Origin of the sequence: Hymenobacter taeanensis (assembly GCF_013137895.1) — a bacterium.
In the GTDB taxonomy this organism is placed as follows: Bacteria; Bacteroidota; Bacteroidia; order Cytophagales; family Hymenobacteraceae; genus Hymenobacter; species Hymenobacter taeanensis.
The window spans coordinates 409,281-429,150 of the sequence record NZ_CP053538.1; the positions used below are offsets into that span (position 1 = coordinate 409,281).

Genomic DNA, 19,870 nt, shown 5'->3' on the forward strand with positions numbered 1-19,870 from the left:
CCACTTCACTACCCAACTTTCCCTCTATGTCGTACTGGCACGCGCTGTTGCTCGCTATTGTTGAAGGTCTAACCGAATTTTTGCCCGTTTCCAGCACGGGACACATGATCATCTTCGCCAACCTGCTTGGCATCGGGCAGCTACCCTTCACTGACACGTACATCACCTCCATTCAGTTTGGGGCCATTCTGGCCGTGGTAGTGCTGTACTGGCGCCGGTTTCTGCAGAGCTTCGACTTTTATCTTAAGCTCGCCGTGGCCTTTGTTCCGTTCGGGATTCTGGGCTTTCTGCTGAAAGATGTAATTGAGGATTTGTTGAAAAGCGTAACCGTAGTAGCCTCTTCGCTGGTAGTAGGCGGCGTAGTGCTGCTTTTCGTCGATAAGTTGTTCTCGGGGCCGCGCAAGGAGGTTACCACGCCCAACTTCGCTCAGGCACTTAAGATTGGTCTGTTTCAGTGCCTGGCCTTGGTACCAGGCGTATCACGCTCAGCCGCTACTATCATAGGTGGCCTAGCCCAAGGCTTTGACCGCCGCTCAGCGGCCGACTTCTCCTTCCTGCTGGCAGTACCCACCATGACGGTGATTACGGCCTATCAGCTGTATAAAACTTACAAAGTGAGTGCTCCGGGCTCCGAGGATATTAAGCTGCTGTTGTTCGGCAACGTGGTGGCCTTTATTGTGGCACTGCTGGCCGTGAAGTCCTTCGTGGATTTTGTAGCGCGCTTCGGCTTTCGGGCGTTTGGTTTCTACCGCATTGCGGTGGGCGTAGTGATTTTGGTAATGGTATCGTTGGGTATTAGCCTGGAAGTACTGTAAGCGTGATGATGGAAGAACAACCTACCCCTGCCCCCTTCGACTTTGAAGCCGGTGAAGTCCTGCTCCTGGATAAGCCTCTGACCTGGACCTCCTTTGATGTGGTGCGCAAAGTGAAGAACACCCTGCGCATCAAGAAAATTGGGCATGCGGGCACCCTCGACCCGTTGGCTACGGGCCTGCTAATTTTGTGCACCGGCAAGAAAACCAAGCAGATTGACCTGATTCAGGCTCAGGAAAAAGAGTACACCGGCACTTTCCGCCTCGGCCAGACCACGCCCAGCTTCGACCTGGAGACGCCCGTAGACCAGGAAGTAACCTACGACCACCTGACGGAGGAAGAGCTGCGCGCCGCCTTAGCTCCTTTCGTGGGCCTGATTAACCAAACACCCCCGCTGTTTTCGGCAGTGAAGGTGAATGGGGAACGGGCTTACGAGGTAGCTCGTCGTGGCGACGAGGCCGAAATCAAGAGCAAGCAGGTTACCATCAAGGAGTTTGAGCTGACGCGCATTGCCCTGCCGGAGGTTGATTTTCGGGTGGTGTGCTCCAAGGGCACCTACATCCGCAGCCTCGCCCGCGACTACGGTGCGGCCTTGGGGGTGGGCGCCCACCTCACCAAGCTGGTGCGCACCCGCATTGGCGAGTACCGCCTGGAGGACGCCCTGAGCATGGAAGCCGTGCAGGCCCTGCGCCCCCCCCGCCCCGAAGGGGAAGCTGAGCGGCCTCCGCGCCAGCGCCGGGAGCGGCAGCCCGAGCGCCGGACTGGCCTAGAGTACTATCAGTCGCAGCAAGATGCGGCGGCTTCTACGCCCGACACGCCGCCTGTTTCCTAAGTTTTATTGGCCCTGGCTGCACGTGCGTTGGCACACGGCCGGGGCTTTTCCGTATGCGCACGGGGAGTGGCCTACGCAAGGTCCGGCCCGGTGCTTTACCTTCGCAGCCTCATCTGCTCCCTTCCTCACTTAGCTTCTCTCCCACAATGGACATCATTCGGGACCCCGCGCAGTTTCCGCACCTGGGCAATGCCGTAGTTACCAGCGGCACGTTTGATGGCGTTCATGTAGGCCACCAGCAGATTCTGCGGCGCCTGCGGGAAGTAGCAGATCAGAGTGGCGGACCGGCCGTGGTTATTACCTACTGGCCCCACCCCCGCCTGGTGTTGGCCCCGCCCAGTACGCATCCGGCCCCCATGGAGCTGCACTTGCTCAACACCCAGGAGGAACGCAGCCAGAAGCTGGCCGAGTACGGCGTCGACTACCTGTTGATCATCCCGTTCACCCAGGAGTTTGCGGCCTGGACTTCGGAGGAATACATTCAGAATATACTGCTGCGCACGGTAGGCACCAGCAAACTGGTAATCGGCTACGACCACCGGTTTGGCAAAAACCGGGAAGGCGGCTTCGACTACCTAAGCCAGCACGCCGACCGCTACGGCATGACCGTGGAAGAGATTCCGCGCGAAGACGTGGACGCCGTGGGCGTAAGCAGCACCCGCATTCGGCGGGCTCTGGAGGCTGGCGACGTGGCCACGGCCAACCGTTATTTAGGGTATGACTACCCTCTCACGGGTACGGTGGTGAAGGGCCGGCAGCTGGGCCGCACTATTGGGTGGCCTACGGCTAATATCCACTGCGAAGAGCCCATGAAGCTGATTCCGGCCCGCGGGGTGTACGCCGTAATGGCCACTACGGTGGCCGGCACGCACCACGCGGCCATGCTCAACATAGGCGTGCGCCCTACCGTGGGTGGTAACCTGGCCCAAACCGTAGAAGCCCACTTGCTAGATTTCGATGGCGACCTATACGACCAGCCCCTCACGGTGCAGTTTGTGGCCCGCCTCCGCGACGAGCAAAAGTTCGAGGGCCTAGACGCCCTAAAGGCGCAGTTGTACCTGGATGCCGCAGAAGCTCGCCGCCACCTGATTGGCGGATAGGCAACCCGTAACTGCAAAGCCTTTTCCTGGTTTTGCCGTATCCTGCAGCCCTAAAGGTTTTTCCTACTATGGCTGCCTTTTTTTACCTGCGCATTATTCTATTGCTGCTTGGCTGGTTTAGCGCAACTGCTTGCCTTAGCCAAAGCACCGGTACGCTAACCGGCACCGTGCGCGACTCCGTGACGCAGGCGCCGCTGGAGCTGGCTAGCCTGTTCCTGGCTAATACTACGTACGGCGCCTCCACCAACGCTAAGGGAGAATTCTCGCTGCCCAACGTGCCCGTAGGCCAGTATGACCTGGTAATTTCCTACCTGGGCTACAAGCTTTACAAGCGCTCCATTGCCGTAAAACCAGGGCCGCAAACGCTCACGCTGTTGCTTACCCCTTCGGCGCAGCAGCTCGGCGAGGTGGTGGTGCGCCCTAACCCCAACCGCGAGGCTGACTACCAGCGCTTCGTGCAAACGTTTTTGGGCCAGTCGGCTTTCTCGCGGCAGTGCCGCATCCGCAACCCCAAGGATGTATACGTGGATTACGACAGCGACAAAAACGAGCTAACGGCTACTAGCCCGGCTTTTGTGCAGGTAGATAACGATGCCCTGGGCTACCGCGTGAAGTACTACGGCCTCAAGTTCACCCAGAATTTTCGGGAGCAGTACGTGGTGTTTTATGGCTACCCCGTGTTTGAAGAGATGAAGGCCCGTAATGAGCGGCAGCAGCGCCGCTGGGCAGCTAACCGTGAACAGGCCTACCGTGGCTCTCTCACGCACTTTCTGCACAGCATCTACACTGGCCAGGTTACGCCCGAGGGCTTTCTGGTGCAGAAAATGCGCGTGGTGCCCAACCCGAAATTCCCTCGCGCCGATAGCCTGGCTAATGCCCTGCGGCTAGCCCGCCGCAATACTGTTTTCTCTTCAGCCGACCAGGATTCCCTATCCCGCTGGGTGAAAGTACCGCGGGCTTTCTCTATGCTCTACACGGCCCCCAGGCCACTCGACAGTCTGCGCGGGGTGCAGCCAGACTCGGGCCGGGTGTGGCTTCGCTTCCGCGACTACCTCCAGGTTACATATCTTAAGGAGGCGCCCGACCCGGCGTATCATACGGCCAGGCCCATTAGTGCGGCAGCGGCCGCAGCGCTGCCCCCGAAAGGCCAGATATCGACGCTGATTCTGCTCCAGCCGGAAATTGAGATTCAGAAAAATGGCCAACTAACAGAGCCTTTAGGCGTTTTTACGGACGGCTACTGGGGATTCGAGAAAATGGGTGAATTTTTACCCCTCGATTACGCGCCGGCCGCGCCGGCTCCCTGATCTTAACTTTCCCACCCACCCTTTCCACCATGATCAATAAAGTTGTAGCCGACGCCTCCGAGGCCCTCCACGGCATCACCGATGGCATGACCCTCATGCTCGGGGGCTTCGGCCTGTGCGGCATCCCCGAAAACTCCATTCAGGAGCTGCTGCGCCGCGGCGTGAAAAACCTCACCTGCATCTCCAACAATGCCGGCGTCGATGATTTCGGCATCGGGCTGCTGCTCCAGACCAAGCAGGTGCGCAAGATGATTTCCAGCTATGTGGGCGAAAACGCCGAGTTTGAGCGCCAGCTGCTCAGCGGCGAGCTGGAAGTAGAGCTGATTCCGCAGGGCACCCTGGCCGAGCGCATCCGCGCTGGCGGAGCGGGCATCCCGGCCTTCTTCACGCCCGCCGGCTACGGCACCGAGGTAGGCGAAGGCAAGGAAAGCCGGGAGTTTAACGGCAAAATGTACTTGCTGGAAACCGCCCTGCACGCCGACTTTGCCTTCGTGAAAGCCTGGAAGGGCGACACGGCCGGCAACCTGGTGTTTAAAGGCACCGCGCGCAACTTCAACCCCATGATGGCTACGGCCGGCAAAATCACGGTGGCGGAAGTGGAAGAGCTGGTACCCGCCGGCGAGCTGGACCCCAACCAGATTCATACGCCCGGCATCTTTGTGCAGCGAATTTTCAAGGGCGAGAAGTACGAGAAGCGCATTGAGCAGCGCACGGTGCGAGCCGCCGCCAACTAAAACGAGTCTGCTTCAGGTTGATGTACCGGCAGTAAAGACGCAATATTTTGCGTCTCTCCGTTGCTGATGTTGTTTGCCTCACATCGTTCTAGGCCAGTCGTTTAACGACGAGACGCAAGATATTGCGTCTCTACAGCTCAGAATCGGCTTTACCTCTACAGTTGCCTCATGAAAAGAACCGCCCTCGGTCTGCTGCTGGCCCTCACGTTTAGCGGCGCCTACGCTCAGACCACCGCTCCGGCCAGGCCCAAAGCCGCGAAGAGCAAGGCACTGGCTAGCAGGCAAACGGAGCTACCAGCCATTGATGCTCTGCTGCGCGAATACACCACCGCCAACCGCGTTCCGGGGGCCAGTGCCCTCATCATGCGCGACGGCAAGGTGATTTACCGCAAGGCCTTCGGGCTGGATGACGTAGCCGCGAAAACGCCATTGCGGGAGGATGCCATTCTGCGCATCGCCTCCCAAACCAAGGCCATCGTCAGCGCGGGCGTCATGATGCTGTATGATGAAGGTAAATTTCAGCTCGACGACCCCATCTCGAAGTACCTGCCGGCTTTCCGCACCCCCAAGGTGCTGGCTACCTTCAACCCCGCCGACTCCAGCTACACCACCGTTCCCGCCAAGAGCGAAATCACCATCCGGCAACTCCTGACCCATACGTCGGGCATTGGCTACCCAGGCATTGGCTCCCAGGAAGCACGGGCTATTTATGCCAAAGCGCATATCCCGAGCGGCATTGGTACACCGGGCGGCAAGCTGCGCACTTCTATGGATGCGCTAGGCCAGTTGCCCCTCATGCATCAGCCGGGTGAGAAGTTCAGCTACGGCCTGAGTATTGATGTGCTGGGCTACCTGATTGAGGTGCTCTCGGGCCAGCCGCTCGACCAGTTCCTGCGTGCCCGCCTGTTTGAGCCCCTGGCTATGCGCGACACCTATTTCTTCCTGCCCAAGGAGAAGCAGCCCCGCCTGGCCGTGCTCTACACTGAGGATGCCAGCAAGAATACGCTGAAGGCCCTGAACCCCTTCGCCGCAATGGGCAATATCAACCTCGAGTACCCTAAGCTGGCCGGCACCTACTTCTCGGGTGGCGCGGGGCTGTCATCAACCCTCGACGACTATGCTGCCTTTCTGCTGATGATGCTCAACGAGGGGCAGTACAACGGTAAACGTCTGCTTAAGCCTGCAACCGTGCGCCTGATGACCTCCAACCAGATTGGCGAGGTGAATCAGGGCCTGAACAAGTTTGGGCTGGGCTTCAGCATTGTTACGACCAGGGGCGCGGCGCAGTCGGGGTTATCGGAAGGCTCCTTTGAGTGGGGCGGCATCTTCGGGACTACCTACTGGGTTGACCCCAAGGAGAAGATTGTGGCTTTACTCTACACCCAGAAATACCCCAACAGTTACGGCGACCTAGCCGACAAATTCAAGCATCTGGTTCGCGAAACGGTTATTGAATCGAAAGCGGCCCAGATTAAATAAGCTCCCTCCTTTCCCCCACCCATCATGCTCGACAAACACGGCATCGCCAAGCGCATTGCGCAAGAAGTAGAAAATAACTCCTACGTTAACCTGGGTATTGGCATCCCGACCCTGGTGGCCAACTATATCCCAGAGGGCATCAATGTAGAGCTGCAGTCGGAGAACGGCCTGCTGGGCATGGGCCCCTTCCCCACCGAAGCCGAAGTAGACCCTGACCTCATCAACGCCGGCAAGCAAACGGTAACCACCCTGCCCGGCTCCAGCATCTTCAGCTCCGCCGATTCCTTCGGCATGATCCGGGGGGAGCACGTAGACCTGACCATTCTGGGGGCCATGGAAGTTTCGGAAACCGGCGACATTGCCAACTGGAAAATCCCCGGCAAAATGGTGAAAGGCATGGGCGGCGCCATGGACCTGGTAGCCTCGGCCAAAAACATCATTGTGGCTATGCAGCACGTAGCCAAAGATGGTTCCAGCAAGTTGCTACCCTCCTGCACGCTGCCCATTACTGGCCTACGCTGCGTGAAGAAAATTGTAACGGAGCTGGCCGTGCTGGACGTAACGCCCGACGGTTTCGTGCTCCGCGAGCGGGCCCCCGGCGTTACGGTAGAGCAAATCAAAGCCGCCACCGCCGGCAAGCTGGTCATCCCCAACGAAGTACCCGAAATGCAGGGCGTGTAAACAGGCCTAGGCCACCCATCTTTTTTAAAGCACGTCATCCTAAGCACACAGCGAAGGATGATGTGCTTTGTTTTTAGTGTGTCTCGCTTTCTATGAATGAGTGGTCTAGGCCTATTTCTGGGTGCGGATGTAGGCCTGCGTCATGATGCGCTGAGCGGCTTCCAGGGTGAAGTGGGCGAAGTAGCGGCGCAGGTGCTCCAGGGCCTCAATGGCGCTGAGGCCGCCGTCGTGCACGGCTTCGGCTAGGTAGTCGGCCAGGGTATCGGGGTAGGCGGTGAGGGCCGGGAACTCCGCGTGCTCCTTGTAGCGACTCAGGATTTGAATGCGCAGCCAAATGGGGGCGCCGGGCACTTGCTCCAGCAGCCGCTTCATGAGCAGCTGCACTTCATCCATGAACAACATGCGCGCCAGGCCAGGAGGCGCCGGTACGGTCTGGCCCGGCTGCGCCACCAGCAGCACGGCGGCGGGGCTATCGGGTTGCCAGTGCGCCACGGGCCGGGGCGCGCACAGCCATGCCGTAGGCGGGTACGCCTCCGAAGCTTGCAATATTGCAGCCAGCGTGAGCAAACGACGTTCGGGCATGGGAGCAGACATACTGCAAGATACGAGGCATCTGCTAGCCAAAGATGAAGAAGCCCTTTCGGGGCTGCTGGGCAGTAATAGCCCAGCGGCCCGGTAGCCCCTAAACCCATAGTGCCTACCAGAGCCGAGCAATTAATCCTGTATCTTCCCCGAGTTACTTCTGGCCTATTCTCCTGCTATGGCTCATTTCTACCGGTTCCTGCCCTTTCTGCTCCTGTCCGCAGCGGCCTCACACGCCCAGATTATCATTACCCGCAACGATATGCCCAACGTGGGCGATACGCTTCGGGTAAGCCAGACGACCACCTTCACCGGGCCGCTTCTTACGCAAAAAGGGCCCAACCAAACCTGGAACTACACCGCCTTGCGCCCCACCAGCCAGCGCGTAGAGCGGTACACCGCCGTGAGCACCACCCCGGGCCTGTTACCTTTCGCCTTTGGATCCCTCGGGGGCGTTAACCGGGCTACTATTGCTACGCAGCCGCCGCTGGGCGTGCTGGCAGGTGCGGGGCTGCCACTCACTGATATTTATTTATTCTTTAACGAGTCGGCGGCCGATTACCGGCAGGTGGGCTACGGCGCGGTGCTGTCCGGTACGGCCCTGCCAGTCACGTATCAGAGCCAGCAGCTACAGGATGTGGTGTACCGCTTCCCCCTGGCCTACGCGCAGCGCGACTCCAGCAGCTCTGAGTTAATTGCGAATGTGCCCCAAACCGCCTATTTGCGCCAGCAGCAGAAGCGCGTGAACAACGCCGATGGCTGGGGCACGCTCATCACCCCCTTTGGCACATATGCCACGCTACGGGTGGTGAGCACCCTACAGGCCCGCGATAGTATTTCGGTGCAGGGCCAGCCCGGCACGGTAGTGCCAGTGCCCCTTACCCGGGAATACAAATGGTTGGGCAACAACCAGGGCATTCCGCTCCTGCAGGTGATTACGCAGGAGGTAGCAGGCCAGGAAGCGGTAGTACTTGTGGAGTACCGCGACGTGTATCGGCGCCCTAGTGGCACATTGGCAACCACCAAGCGCCTGCCCGAATCGGCGGTTGCTGTTTACCCCGTTCCGGCCGCTGCTGGTGAGGTGCTGCACCTCACGCTGCCCGGCAGCACTGGCCTAGCCACCATCACAGCCACCGACCTAACGGGTCGGGTGCTCTTCCGGCACGTAGCAACCGCTTCTGCTCAGCCGCTTGCGTTGCCAGCTGGGTTGTTTGACGGCTATCGGGGCGTGCTACTGCTGCGCGTAGAAACCACCGAGGGCGTTGCCGTGCGGCGCATCGTGCGGCAGTAATGAGCGAAGTAGCTTGGCCTTTAGCAGCAGACGAAAGCACTTGCTGTTCAGTTATCCTCGGTGGCCAGCTGAGGAGCCAAACCAGGAATCAATGATCCTTTTTGCCACTAAACTTGTTGTAGCGCCGTAATACAACCGTCGTGCTCTTTTACCACAAGGGTATCTTTGCGCTACTTCCACGACATTTCTCTCCGTTTATATGGCCACTTCTGCAAATGGCAAGGCTGGCGGCAGCCACGCCAAAAAACAAACTTTACCGGGTATGCCAGTGGCTCCTGAACTGATGACTCCTACCGCCATTCCGGCCCATAAGCTGGTACTGCGCACCCTGCGGCGCAACGACTTTAAGGCGGTAAAGGAAATCATGGACAAGGTGTACTCTAACATGGAGGGCGCCTGGGCCCAGGATGAGTACAATGCCCTGCTGAAAAAATTTCCTGAAGGCCAGATCTGCATCGAAGATAATGGCCAGGTGGTAGCTGCCGCCCTGGCTATTATTGTAGAGTACAGCAAGTATGGCGACAAGCACACCTACGCTAAAATTACCGGCAACGGGAAGTTCGACACACACGACTCCAACGGCGACACACTCTACGGCGTTGATGTGTTTGTGGACCCCGAGTACCGGAGCCTACGCCTGGGCCGTCGTTTATACGACGCCCGCAAGGAGCTCTGCGAAAACCTGAACCTGCGCGCCATGGTGGCCGGGGGCCGGATACCGGGCTACGCCGCCTACGCCAACGAAATGACGCCGGCTAAATACGTGGAGATGGTGCGAGCCAAGGAACTGACCGACCCCATCCTCACTTTCCAGCTTTCCAACGATTTCTACGTGCGGAAGCTCATCCGGGGCTACCTTCCCTACGACTCCGAGTCGAAGGCTTACGCCACGTTGCTGGAGTGGATTAATGTGTACTACGACGAGGAAACCGACAAGCTGATTGGTAACCAAAAGTCGAACGTGCGCATTGGCATTGTGCAGTGGCAAATGCGTGCCACCCAAAACCTCGACGACTTTTTTCAGCAAATGGAGTTCTTCGTGGACACTGTATCGGGCTATAAGGCCGACTGCGTGATGTTCCCGGAGTTTTTCAACGCGCCCATGATGGCCCTCACCAACGAGGAGTCGCCTTCGGTGGCTATCCGCTCGATGTCGGCCTTCACGGAGCCCATCAAAACCAAAATGATGGAGCTGGCCGTGAGCTACAACATCAACGTTATTGCCGGCTCTATGCCCCTCTACGATGATGGCAAGCTCTACAACGTATCGTACCTGTGCCGGCGCGACGGTACCGTGGACGAGCAGTACAAGCTGCACGTAACCCCCGACGAGGCCAGCTACTGGGGCATGCGCGGCGGCGACAAGCTGCGGTGCTTTGACACGGACTTCGGTAAAATCGGTATCCTCATTTGCTACGACGTGGAGTTCCCTGAGCTCTCGCGCATGCTGTCAGATGAAGGCATGAAAATCCTGTTTGTGCCTTTCTGGACGGATACCAAGAACGCCTACCAGCGTGTGCGTCTGTGTGCCCAGGCCCGAGCCATTGAGAACGAGTGCTACGTGGCCATTACCGGCTCAGTGGGCAACCTGCCTCGCGTTGAGAACATGGACATTCAGTACTCGCAGTCGGCGGTATTTAGCCCCTCAGACTTCGCTTTCCCCCACGACGCCATTGTGGCCGAGGCCACGCCCAACACCGAGATGACGCTGATTGCCGACCTCGACCTAGACTTGCTCAAAGACCTGAACACCAGCGGCGCCGTGCGTAACCTCCGCGACCGTCGCAGAGACTTGTACTCAGTGAGCTGGGTGAAGAAGACCGAGCGCGATGATGAATTGCTGGCCCAAGGAGAGGAGCGTGCTCCTAAAGCGCCTACCCGCCGCAAAACGCTGGCGTCCAGTTAATACCTGGCCGTAGAGCAGCTACTACCCAAAGAGCGCCTTCCATAATACTTATGGAGGGCGCTCTTGCTTTATGGCTGGTGGCTAGGCCTAGCGAATGCTACCTGTACTTTAGCGGCTATTTTATTTTGCTTCCTTTCTATCATCACGCTTTATGAAGTGTTTTTATATTGCCCTGCTGGCGATACTCATGTTCTCGGGGCGCAGTCAGGCACAAGAGAAGTCGGCAACGCCTGTTAAGCATAAAAAAGGCCAGACTGAGCAGGGAGCCACGGCAAAAGATGGCCGCAGAGTTGGGAAGTGGTACTTCTACGGCAATAACGACGAGCTGGAACTCACCTTTGATTATGACTCCAGCCGCATTACTTATCGGCCCGCTGATACCACCCGTTACCTGGTGCGTGTAGGCAGCCAGTGGGAACTGCAACACCCCACTCGTGCCCCGCGCCTTATAGGCAGCTCAAGGCAACGGGCTATTGATATCGCCACTAAACTACGGTACCCTGTTGTGGCCATGAGGCAACAGCAACAGGGCAGACTGGTTATGTCATTTACGGTTGACACAGATGGCCATACCAAAGATTATATTATTGAGAACAGCGTTAGCCCCGAGTGCGACCAGGAAGTGTGGCGGGTGGTGAAAGATTTGCCCGACAATTGGATACCTGCTGTTTATCAGGGCCAACTGGTCGCCGCCAGGTTTTATGTGGTTGTGCACTTCAGACTGTCATCGGAGCTTAGCCCAGGCAGCCTGAAGCAGGGAGGACTAATTGCTGGTTTACCACCAATAGCCCCTGCCGGCAACCACTTTGTAGACGAGTTGATAGTCAACGGACAGATTAGTAAGCAGACCTATATCCGGTGAGAGTTTTGGCCCGCTGGTTTTTTGATGTAAACTGCGGCCCCCTAACGCCATCTTTCATTCTTTCACCTCCCCTTATGAGACGCGTACTAATCACCGGGGCCAACCGGGGCCTGGGCCTCGAACTCACCCGCCAATACCTGGAGCGTGGCGATACGGTATATGCCGCCTGCCGCAACCCCGATGCTGCTACTGACCTGAAGGCGTTGGGCACTACCCGCCTACACCTCATTCAGCTTGACCTGACGAGCGAAGACTCCATTGCCCAAGCCCAAAAAGCGGTACGCCGCCACACTGCGGCGTTGGATATTCTCATCAATAACGCCGGTATTTTTCCCGGGGCCGGTCCCGAAGACCCCGCCAAGCAGAACCTCGGCAACCTCACCTCAGATAATGCCCTGACCGTTTTTAAGGTAAATGCGGTAGGACCCATGCTGGTGGCGCAGGCGTTTTTGGAGCTCCTGAAAGCCGGCAACAAACCTCGCATCATCAGCCTTTCTTCGGGCCAAGGCTCTCTGACCTGGAAGGCCTCCGGCGAACCGTATCACTACTCGGCCAGCAAAGCGGCCCTGAATATGTACATGCGCGCGCTGGCTGCTGAAGTAGGCACCTACGGCCTGATTTCGGTGCTGGTAGATCCGGGCTGGATCCGGACGGGCATGGGCGGCTCCAACGCCGCCATTCCGGCCGCCGACTCTGCCAAGGGCATCATCCGCCTCACTGATCAGTTGCACGCCGAGGAAAACGGCAGCTTTGTAACGTGGCAGGGGCAGCCAGTACCCTGGTAGGCCAGGTATAACATTTGGTGCATCAGCCTAGGGCAGCTTTCCTCAGAAGGCTGCCCTTTTCTATGGCTGGAAGCTCACTTGGGCAATTAGAGCAGAATTACACTCAAATCATCACACAAAACACTCATTCACAGTACATTAAAAATACATTAAAAGCAATCCATATTCCTATATTTTCTCGTAAGGCTACTGCCGGGTTTCGGAATTAGCCGGTATCAACTCTTTTCTATTCTTTTCAAGATGAACTCAACCTTTACTTCACGATTATCGGCTTTGCCAAAAGCACTGCTTGGGTTAGCGGCTCTAGGCCTATCTGTTAGCGCCGCCCAGGCCCAAACGGTTTACGGCCTCTCTACTAGTGGCGCTACCTCAGTGGTAAGCCTTGTAACGTTTGATGCCGCTACGCCAGGCACGTTTACGGCTACGGTACCCATTACCGGCCTGGGCACTGGCCAAACGCTGGTGGGCCTAGATTCGCGGCCGAATACAGGGGAGCTGTTTGCCCTCGGCTACAACCCCACCGGCACGCAGGCCCAGCTGTATACCATTAACCGCCTCACGGGCGCGGCTACTACTGTAGGCGCGGCGCTGACGCTGAACCTGGGTACCACTACCTCCCGCATTGGCTTTGATTTTAACCCTACCGTTGACCGCATTCGGGTGACGGGCAGCAACCTTACCAACTTCCGGCTCAACCCCAACAACGGCGCCCTGGCTGCCACCGATGGCAACCTAGCCTACGCGGCCACCGATGCTAATGCGGCCCAAACGCCCGGCATCGGGTCAGTGGCCTACGGCAACTCTTACATTGGGGCTACTACCACGGTGCTCTACGACATCGACGAAACCAACAGCCGCTACACCACTCAGAGCCCACCCAACGACGGCATTCTGAATAGCCGCGAGCAGCTCACCGTATCCACGGCTGCGGCCCTGGCCACCGATCTGGACATTTACTTTAACCCGACTACCAGCACTAACAACGCCTACCTGACCATTGCCACCGGTACTGCGGCGGCTCCGAGCACGCAGCTGTACACGCTCAACTTCCTGACCGGTGCCAGCCTCACGGCCGTGGGCAATGTGGGCCCTGCAGGTACGCTGGTCACAGATATTGCCTTTGCCATCAACCGCCCCGTGACCCTGCCGGTGCTTACGGGCCAACTGGCCTACGCGCTGGCCGGCACCAATTTGCTGAGCTTCGATACATCGGCCCCCGGCACCATTCGCACTTCGGTGGGTATTACGGGGGTTGATGCCGCCCAAACGGTAGTGGGCATGGATATACGCCCGCTCAACAATGCCCTGTACATTCTGGGCTACAACGCTACTGCCCAAACCGGTCAGCTGTACGCGCTCAATGCCACTACCGGTGCCGCCACTTCCATCAGCGGCCCCCTGGCCATGACCCTCGGCACCGGCGACATCAGCTTCGACTTCAACCCCACCGTTGACCGCATTCGGGTGGTAGGTGCCAACCGCAACAACTACCGTCTCAACCCCGTGACGGGTACTGTAGCGGCTACCGACGGGCAGGTGGCCTACACTACCGGCACCAACACGCCCACTATTGGCGCAGTGGCCTACACTAACAGCTTCATGGGCGCCGATGCCACTTCGGGCACCATGCTTTACAACTACGACCAGGCCCTGAACGTGCTCAACACCCAGAGCACCGCCAACCCACCCGCCGATGGGCAGCTCACCACCGTAGGCGCCTCGGGCATTACAGTAAATACTACCGCTCCCAACGTAGACATGGATATCTATAGCACCGGGGCGGGCATGAATATGGCCTACCTGGTGGCCAACGTGGGCACCTCGCTCAACAGCGGCTTCTATACCCTCAACCTGGCCACCGGCGCGGCTACACTGGTGGGCACCATCGGGAATGGCAGCACCGTGCGCGACATTGCTATTGCTGGCCCGGCCGGCGTAGTGACGGGCACCCGCCCAGCCGCTGAAGTGGCTACCGGGCTTTCGCTGTTCCCCAACCCCGTTACCCGTGAGGCCACAGTAGCCTTTACCCTCCCCCGCTCCGGCCAAGTCACGCTGCGGATAACTGATGCCCTTGGCCGCACCGTAGAGGAAGCCCAGCCGGGCCAGCTTGGGGCGGGCGCTCAAACGCTGCGCTGGAACTCGGCCTCGCGTAAAGCCGGTATGTACTTCCTGAGCCTGCAGCTAGATGGGCAGCCCGCGGGCACCCAACGCGTAGTAGTTCAGTAGCATACTTCACACAACAAAAAAGCCGGCTCACATTGCGTGAGCCGGCTTTTTTGTTGTGTGAAGTGGCCTAGCGAGCGGTTTCTTCCTGCAGGAAAGCGGCATGGTCACGCAGGATAGTGCGCAGGAAAGGCTCGTCGTGCAGAGCCGTCTGGATGCCGGTTAAGGTTTTGACTTTATTGGCGACGTCATTGAGCAGCGTGTAGTTGTGGCGGGCCACGGCCTGCTGATATAAGCGCCGGATCAGGGCCATGTCGTGGTCAGTCAGTACTGCCACTTGGGGAAAGATGATTTGATAGCCAGGCGGCACCAGGGTCAGCTCAAAATCATTGTGCTGGGGTTGGCGCAGGCTCACTACCGTAGTACCCGCAACCAGGTCGCCGAGGCGCTGCCCGCGGCCGTTGATAAGGGCTGCCAGCAGGGCCACGGTGCCTGCGGTAATCTGAATTTCAAACAGCCCAATCAGCCAGCGCAGCAGGTAGTCGCCGAGGCTGGGGCGGGTACCATCCAGGCGCGTGACCTTAATGCGCCGCACCTGCTTCCCCAGGCTTTGCCCGTTGAAGAACACCTCACAAACCGGATGGTACACCAACGTGGGAGCTAATACCAGCACGTAGAATAACGAGCTTTTTAGCGTACCATAACTCAGTGCTTTGTCAAGCAGAAAACCTACCCCCAGGGTCCAGAGGCCCATCACCAACCAATCAATCAGCTGGGCTACTATCCGGTCGCCCACGCTGGCGGTGTCGTACTCCACCACTACATTTTGGGCGGTTTGAATGCGAATGGTACTCATGTAAAAAGAAAAAAAACCAGCCCGATGGGTGCCAGCCCGAAACCTGTATATTTGAACACTGCCCTTGTGGGCAATGGTATTATTAGCTGTTTTATTGGCGGCACCACTTATGCGCGAAGCCGTATTTCTACGCCAGAACCAGGAGCGCTGGCACCACTATGAAACCCAGCCGCCTACCGGACCCGATGACCTGGCCCAGCGGTTTATTGAGCTGACCGACGACCTGTCGTATGCCCGAACATTTTATCCGAACTCAACTACCACCGCTTACCTCAATGGGCTGGCAAGCAAGCTACACCAGGCCCTGTACAAAAACAAAACCGAGGATGCCAGCCGGTTCGGTCGGTTTTGGCGCCTGGAGCTGCCCCTGTTGGTGGTGCGCCACCGGGGCGCGCTGCTAGGTACCTTGGTGTTCTTCCTGTTGTGCACCGCCATCGGGGCTCTCTCCGCCGCCCTCGATGACACCTTCGTGCGCGTGGTGCTGGGTGATGGGTACGTAAACCAAACGCTGGCCAATATTCAGAAAGGCGACCCTATGGCCGTTTACAAGGGCTCTGATGAAACCCTGATGTTTCTACAGATTACCCTCAACAACGTGAAGGTGTCGTTGTATGCGTTTGCGGGGGGTATCACGGGTGGCTTGCTTACCGGGTACATGCTGTTTCATAATGGCGTAATGCTGGGTTCTTTCCAGTACTTCTTCCACCAGAAAGGGGTGCTGCTGCCCTCCGTGCTTACCATCTGGATACACGGCACCCTGGAAATTTCGGCTATTATTCTGGCGGGCGGGGCGGGCCTCATCATGGCCCGCAGCCTGCTGTTTCCGGGCACCTACTCCCGCCGCGATGCCCTGCGCCTGGGCGCCCGCGATGGCATGAAGCTGGTGATGGGCCTGGTACCCATTTTTATAGTCGCAGGCTTCCTGGAGGGCTTCGTTACCCGCCACACCGAAATGCCCATGTGGGCCAGCCTAACCATTATCGGCACCTCGGCGGCTTTTATTCTGGGCTACTTTGTGGTGTATCCGTGGTGGCTGTACCGGCGGGGTGTGCACCTGCCAGAGCCAACTGCTTTCTAGTTCTACCACTTACCTATTCTTCTTATTCCCTCACTTCTACTCGTATGCGTTACCTGCCATTCACCCATGCTTCTCACTTTCTGAAGGAGCGCGACTTCGGGCAGAAAATTGAGGCTTCGTTTGATTTTATCCGGGCCCATTTTAAGCCGCTGGGCAGGGCGCTGCTCATGATTGTGCTGCCGGCCGCTTTGGTTATTGGCCTAGCAACGGCCCTGATGACGCTGGAATGGATCAACAACCTGAAAGGCCTGCAAGGCTCAGCCGCTACAGTCGACAAGACTAACCCCTGGCCTGGCATCAGCAATGTCTTTTCCAAAATGTTTTTTTCTCCGGCGTACCTAACTATCGTCTTTGGTGGCCTGATTCTCACTACCATGCTCATTCTGACGGTGTATGGCTATGTTACGCTGCGCTTAGAAACCGCGCCTGAGCAGGAAATAACCGTATCGGCGGTGTGGCGGCTGGTTCGGCAGCGCTTCCTGGGCACGGTAGGGGCGCTGATTGGTTTGGGAGTAGGAAGTATGATCGTGTTTTTCCTCGTCTCCATGGTAGCCGGTGTGCTGAGCGCCTTGCTGATTGGCGGAAGCGGTGGCAGCCGGTTTATGATTGGCGTTGCGGTTGTGTTGGTAATGAGCTTGGTGTTTGGCGCATTCGCGTACATATCAATAGCGCTAAGCCTGTTTTTAATTATCTGGGTACGAGAAAGGTTAGGCTTCCTTGCCACCATTAGCCGCAGCTTTAAACTGATTTGGGGTAAGTGGTGGTCTACGTTTGGGCTGCTGATAGTAATGCTGATCATTTCCGGTGTCATCATTCTGGCCATTACCCTCCTCACTTCACTTATCAGCTCTCCTTTTGCCGCAGCTACTGCTGGTACTGATGGCCTGGAAGGGGCCGCGCGGCTTAGTTTCCTGGTGGCAACCACGCTCCGCTCCATGGCCAGCCTGGTCATTTACCCACTGATACTGTTAGCCCTGGCGTTCCAGTATTTCAACCTGGTAGAGCGCAAAGAGGGCGAGAGCCTGCATTACCTGGTAGATGCCATCGGCCAGCCAGCACCAGAGGCTGCGCCCCAGGCACTCCGCCCCGACGACGAAGGCGAGTACTAACTAGGCCTATCTATTCGCGAGGGTACTGGCCTGGCCGCCCCGCAGCTCATTTTTACCGCCCCGCGTGTTGCCTTCTTCCTTTCTGTTTTCTCTTTCTCTACTGCGGAAATGTTCTCTGCGCGTGGGGCCTGGCCTTCTGCTTTGCCTGCTGTTGGCAGCGCATGCCGGTACGGCCTCTGTGCCCAGCGCACAGCCTTCTCAGCGGCTACCTAAGTCGCCCATCCTGCCCATTGAGAACCTACAACGGGATACTGTGGCCGGCCGGCAAGGCCTTATTTCCCTGCCTGTTGATCAGCAGGCTCCCGTTACGTTGCGGCGCCCCCCTGAGAAACGCTTGCAGGACCTGCGTAGCCAGCGCGCGTTTCAGTACGAGAAGCCCGATGAAGAGCCCAAAGACCCCAGCATGTGGTCGTTGATCTGGTGGCGGTTATCGGAGTGGTTCCGGAAGCTGTTTTCGGGGCCGGGCTATGAGAACGGGGGGCGTTACGCCGTGTACGCGCTATTCGGGGCGGCCTTCCTGTATGTGCTGGTGCGCCTGCTTCGCCTTGATTTCACTAACCTCTTGGGACGGCGGACCCAGTCGGTGCCGCTGCCGTATGAGTCGGTTATTGAGGATATTCATGCGGTAGACTTCACGGCCGCGCTTGCCGAGGCCGAAGCAGCTGCCAACTACCGCTTGGCAGTGCGCCTGGGTTACCTGCAGGTACTGCGTCACTTGGCTGAGCACCACTTGATTGATTGGCAGCCCGAAAAAACCAACCACCATTACCTGCAGGAGCTGGCCGGCACCCGTTGGGCACCTGATTTTGCCACCCTCACCCGGCAGTTTGAATACGTGTGGTATGGTGAGTTGCCCATTACGCCAGAGGCCTACCCCGCCCTGCGCGAGAGCCGGCAGCAGTTTCTTCACCAACTCAGCCACGTGGCTGCCTAGGCCTATCCTATGACCCGCTTTCGTGCTTTCTATCTGGGGTTGGTACTGCTATTCGTGGCCTTCGTGCTGGTGGAGTATTTCCGGCCTACCCCCACCAACTGGAGTCCCACGTTTATCAACCGCGACAAAATCCCCTACGGCACCTATGTGCTGTTCGACGCATTGCCGCGCTTGTTTCCGGGCCAGTCTGTCAGCACCGTGCGCCAGCCCATTGCCAACCAGCTGCTGCCCACCCTGGATGGCGACATTAACCCCGACTCGGTGCTGGCGCCTCAGGCCCAGCCGCCGCTGCTAGGCCAGTCGGCTTCCTACATCTTTATCAACTCCGACTTCTATTGCTCCCGCCTCGACCGCGACGCGTTACTGCGCTACGTGGCGGCCGGCAATACGGCCTTCATTGCCGCCGAGCAGTTTGATAACTTATTGCAGGACACGCTGCACTTTGATACCAAGCCTTACATTGGCCTGGATAGCTTGATGAGCCGCCGTATCCGCCGCACCCAGGGCAACCTAGCACCTGCCGCCAAGCAAACGGCCCTAACGCTGCTGGCGCCCCCACGCGGCGCCGCCAGCCAGTACCGTTTCCCGATTGATGATGTGCAGTGGCACTTTGAAGCCTACCCCGGCTGCCGAGCTACGGTGCTGGCTATTGATGCCAAACGGCGGCCTGTGCTGCTACGAGTACCGCTAGGCCAGGGTGCTCTGGTGCTCAGCTCTACCCCGGCCGTCTTCAGCAACTACACGCTGCTCCGCCCGCACTCCCCCAACTATGCCTTCGCAGCCATGTCGTTGCTGCCAGCTACACAGTCCGTTTTCTGGGATGAGTACCAGAAGCAAGGCTCCCTGGGCGAGCAATCATTGCTGCGCGTGCTGAAGCAGAACACGGCCCTGCGGTGGGCGCTGTATACTGGCCTAGCCGGCTTGGTTTTGTTTGCGTTCTTCGAGGCGCGGCGTCGGCAGCGCATTATTCCGGTGCTGAAGCCTTTGCCCAATACCACGCTGCTCTTCACTCGTACCGTGGCGGCCCTGTACCGCCAAGGAACCAACCACGCGCTTATTGCCGAGAAAAAAAATTGGGCTGTTCCGGGAGCAATTACGGTACCGCCTCCAGGAGCCAGCCCTCGACCTAAACGATGGCCCAACCCGGGAGCGGATTGCTCAAAAAGCCGGCGTTCCGCGCGCTCAGGTTGATGATTTGATAAAGCTCATTCACAGAGTGGAAACAGCCCCCCAGGTTTCAGCCGCTGACTTGCTGCGCCTCAGCAGGGCACTAACTACTTTCAGAAAAGCTGCTTTTTAAATTGTACACATCCAGTAAATATGGTTTATCACGAATTGCACTATATCAATTTGCTTGC

Annotated in this window: 18 protein-coding genes and 1 pseudogene; 17 read left to right on the forward strand and 2 right to left on the reverse strand. The window is 58.1% G+C overall.

Going from position 1 to position 19,870, the window contains the following annotated elements:
* The first annotated feature begins 26 nt into the window (after positions 1-26).
* From HMJ29_RS01745 to HMJ29_RS01775, 7 genes are all read left to right on the forward strand, one after another.
* Positions 27-815 carry an undecaprenyl-diphosphate phosphatase gene (locus HMJ29_RS01745; protein ID WP_171589868.1) on the forward strand — a complete coding sequence of 263 codons (789 nt, stop codon included), beginning with the start codon at positions 27-29 and terminating at the stop codon, positions 813-815.
* Positions 816-820: 5 nt separating this feature from the next.
* The gene (truB, locus tag HMJ29_RS01750; protein WP_410779993.1) at positions 821-1,645 is read left to right on the forward strand and encodes a tRNA pseudouridine(55) synthase TruB; all 825 of its coding nucleotides are present in this window, start codon (positions 821-823) and stop codon (positions 1,643-1,645) included.
* 146 nt (positions 1,646-1,791) lie between these two features.
* Complete coding sequence (locus HMJ29_RS01755; protein ID WP_171589869.1) at positions 1,792-2,745, forward strand: bifunctional riboflavin kinase/FAD synthetase; 954 nt, start codon at positions 1,792-1,794, stop codon at positions 2,743-2,745.
* Between the two features lie 68 nt (positions 2,746-2,813).
* The gene (locus tag HMJ29_RS01760; protein WP_171589870.1) at positions 2,814-4,052 is read left to right on the forward strand and encodes a carboxypeptidase-like regulatory domain-containing protein; all 1,239 of its coding nucleotides are present in this window, start codon (positions 2,814-2,816) and stop codon (positions 4,050-4,052) included.
* A gap of 29 nt (positions 4,053-4,081) precedes the next feature.
* Entirely contained in the window at positions 4,082-4,786 is a 705-nt protein-coding gene (locus HMJ29_RS01765) for a CoA transferase subunit A (protein WP_171589871.1), read from the forward strand.
* Between the two features lie 168 nt (positions 4,787-4,954).
* Entirely contained in the window at positions 4,955-6,265 is a 1,311-nt protein-coding gene (locus tag HMJ29_RS01770) for a serine hydrolase domain-containing protein (protein WP_171589872.1), read from the forward strand.
* A gap of 24 nt (positions 6,266-6,289) precedes the next feature.
* The gene (locus HMJ29_RS01775) at positions 6,290-6,946 is read left to right on the forward strand and encodes a CoA transferase subunit B (protein ID WP_171589873.1); all 657 of its coding nucleotides are present in this window, start codon (positions 6,290-6,292) and stop codon (positions 6,944-6,946) included.
* 111 nt (positions 6,947-7,057) lie between these two features.
* Here the strand turns inward: HMJ29_RS01775 and HMJ29_RS01780 are convergent, their stop codons facing one another.
* Positions 7,058-7,540: a hypothetical protein gene (locus HMJ29_RS01780; RefSeq protein ID WP_171589874.1), complete on the reverse strand. Its 483-nt coding sequence runs from the start codon at positions 7,538-7,540 to the stop codon at positions 7,058-7,060.
* 166 nt (positions 7,541-7,706) lie between these two features.
* Between HMJ29_RS01780 and HMJ29_RS01785 the strand changes: the two genes are divergently transcribed.
* The 5 genes from HMJ29_RS01785 to HMJ29_RS01805 all read left to right on the forward strand — a co-directional run bounded on the left by HMJ29_RS01785 (position 7,707) and on the right by HMJ29_RS01805 (position 14,598).
* On the forward strand, positions 7,707-8,819 hold the full coding sequence (locus HMJ29_RS01785) for a T9SS type A sorting domain-containing protein (RefSeq protein WP_171589875.1): 1,113 nt from the start codon (positions 7,707-7,709) through the stop codon (positions 8,817-8,819).
* Positions 8,820-9,102: 283 nt separating this feature from the next.
* Entirely contained in the window at positions 9,103-10,725 is a 1,623-nt protein-coding gene (locus tag HMJ29_RS01790) for a bifunctional GNAT family N-acetyltransferase/carbon-nitrogen hydrolase family protein (protein ID WP_244679348.1), read from the forward strand.
* Positions 10,726-10,876: 151 nt separating this feature from the next.
* Positions 10,877-11,587: an energy transducer TonB gene (locus HMJ29_RS01795; RefSeq protein ID WP_171589877.1), complete on the forward strand. Its 711-nt coding sequence runs from the start codon at positions 10,877-10,879 to the stop codon at positions 11,585-11,587.
* Positions 11,588-11,661: 74 nt separating this feature from the next.
* A complete protein-coding gene (locus tag HMJ29_RS01800) occupies positions 11,662-12,372 on the forward strand; it encodes an SDR family oxidoreductase (protein ID WP_171589878.1) in 711 nt (236 codons plus the stop codon).
* 240 nt (positions 12,373-12,612) lie between these two features.
* Entirely contained in the window at positions 12,613-14,598 is a 1,986-nt protein-coding gene (locus HMJ29_RS01805; protein WP_171589879.1) for a DUF4394 domain-containing protein, read from the forward strand.
* 67 nt (positions 14,599-14,665) lie between these two features.
* Here HMJ29_RS01805 and HMJ29_RS01810 read toward each other — a convergent pair whose 3' ends face one another.
* Positions 14,666-15,391, reverse strand: a complete 726-nt coding sequence (locus HMJ29_RS01810) for an RDD family protein (RefSeq protein ID WP_171589880.1) — start codon at positions 15,389-15,391, stop codon at positions 14,666-14,668.
* A gap of 109 nt (positions 15,392-15,500) precedes the next feature.
* On the opposite strand from HMJ29_RS01810, the gene HMJ29_RS01815 reads away from it, so the two are divergent.
* From HMJ29_RS01815 to HMJ29_RS20800, 5 genes and pseudogenes are all read left to right on the forward strand, one after another.
* On the forward strand, positions 15,501-16,469 hold the full coding sequence (locus HMJ29_RS01815) for a stage II sporulation protein M (protein WP_171589881.1): 969 nt from the start codon (positions 15,501-15,503) through the stop codon (positions 16,467-16,469).
* A gap of 44 nt (positions 16,470-16,513) precedes the next feature.
* The gene (locus tag HMJ29_RS01820) at positions 16,514-17,578 is read left to right on the forward strand and encodes a hypothetical protein (RefSeq protein WP_171589882.1); all 1,065 of its coding nucleotides are present in this window, start codon (positions 16,514-16,516) and stop codon (positions 17,576-17,578) included.
* 64 nt (positions 17,579-17,642) lie between these two features.
* Positions 17,643-18,512: a DUF4129 domain-containing protein gene (locus tag HMJ29_RS01825; RefSeq protein WP_171589883.1), complete on the forward strand. Its 870-nt coding sequence runs from the start codon at positions 17,643-17,645 to the stop codon at positions 18,510-18,512.
* A gap of 9 nt (positions 18,513-18,521) precedes the next feature.
* Positions 18,522-19,235, forward strand: a pseudogene (locus tag HMJ29_RS20795) (hypothetical protein); the annotation flags it as partial.
* Positions 19,236-19,569: 334 nt separating this feature from the next.
* Positions 19,570-19,812 (forward strand): DUF4350 family protein, encoded by a 243-nt coding sequence (locus HMJ29_RS20800; RefSeq protein WP_495524964.1) that lies wholly within the window; start codon positions 19,570-19,572, stop codon positions 19,810-19,812.
* Positions 19,813-19,870 lie beyond the last annotated feature (58 nt).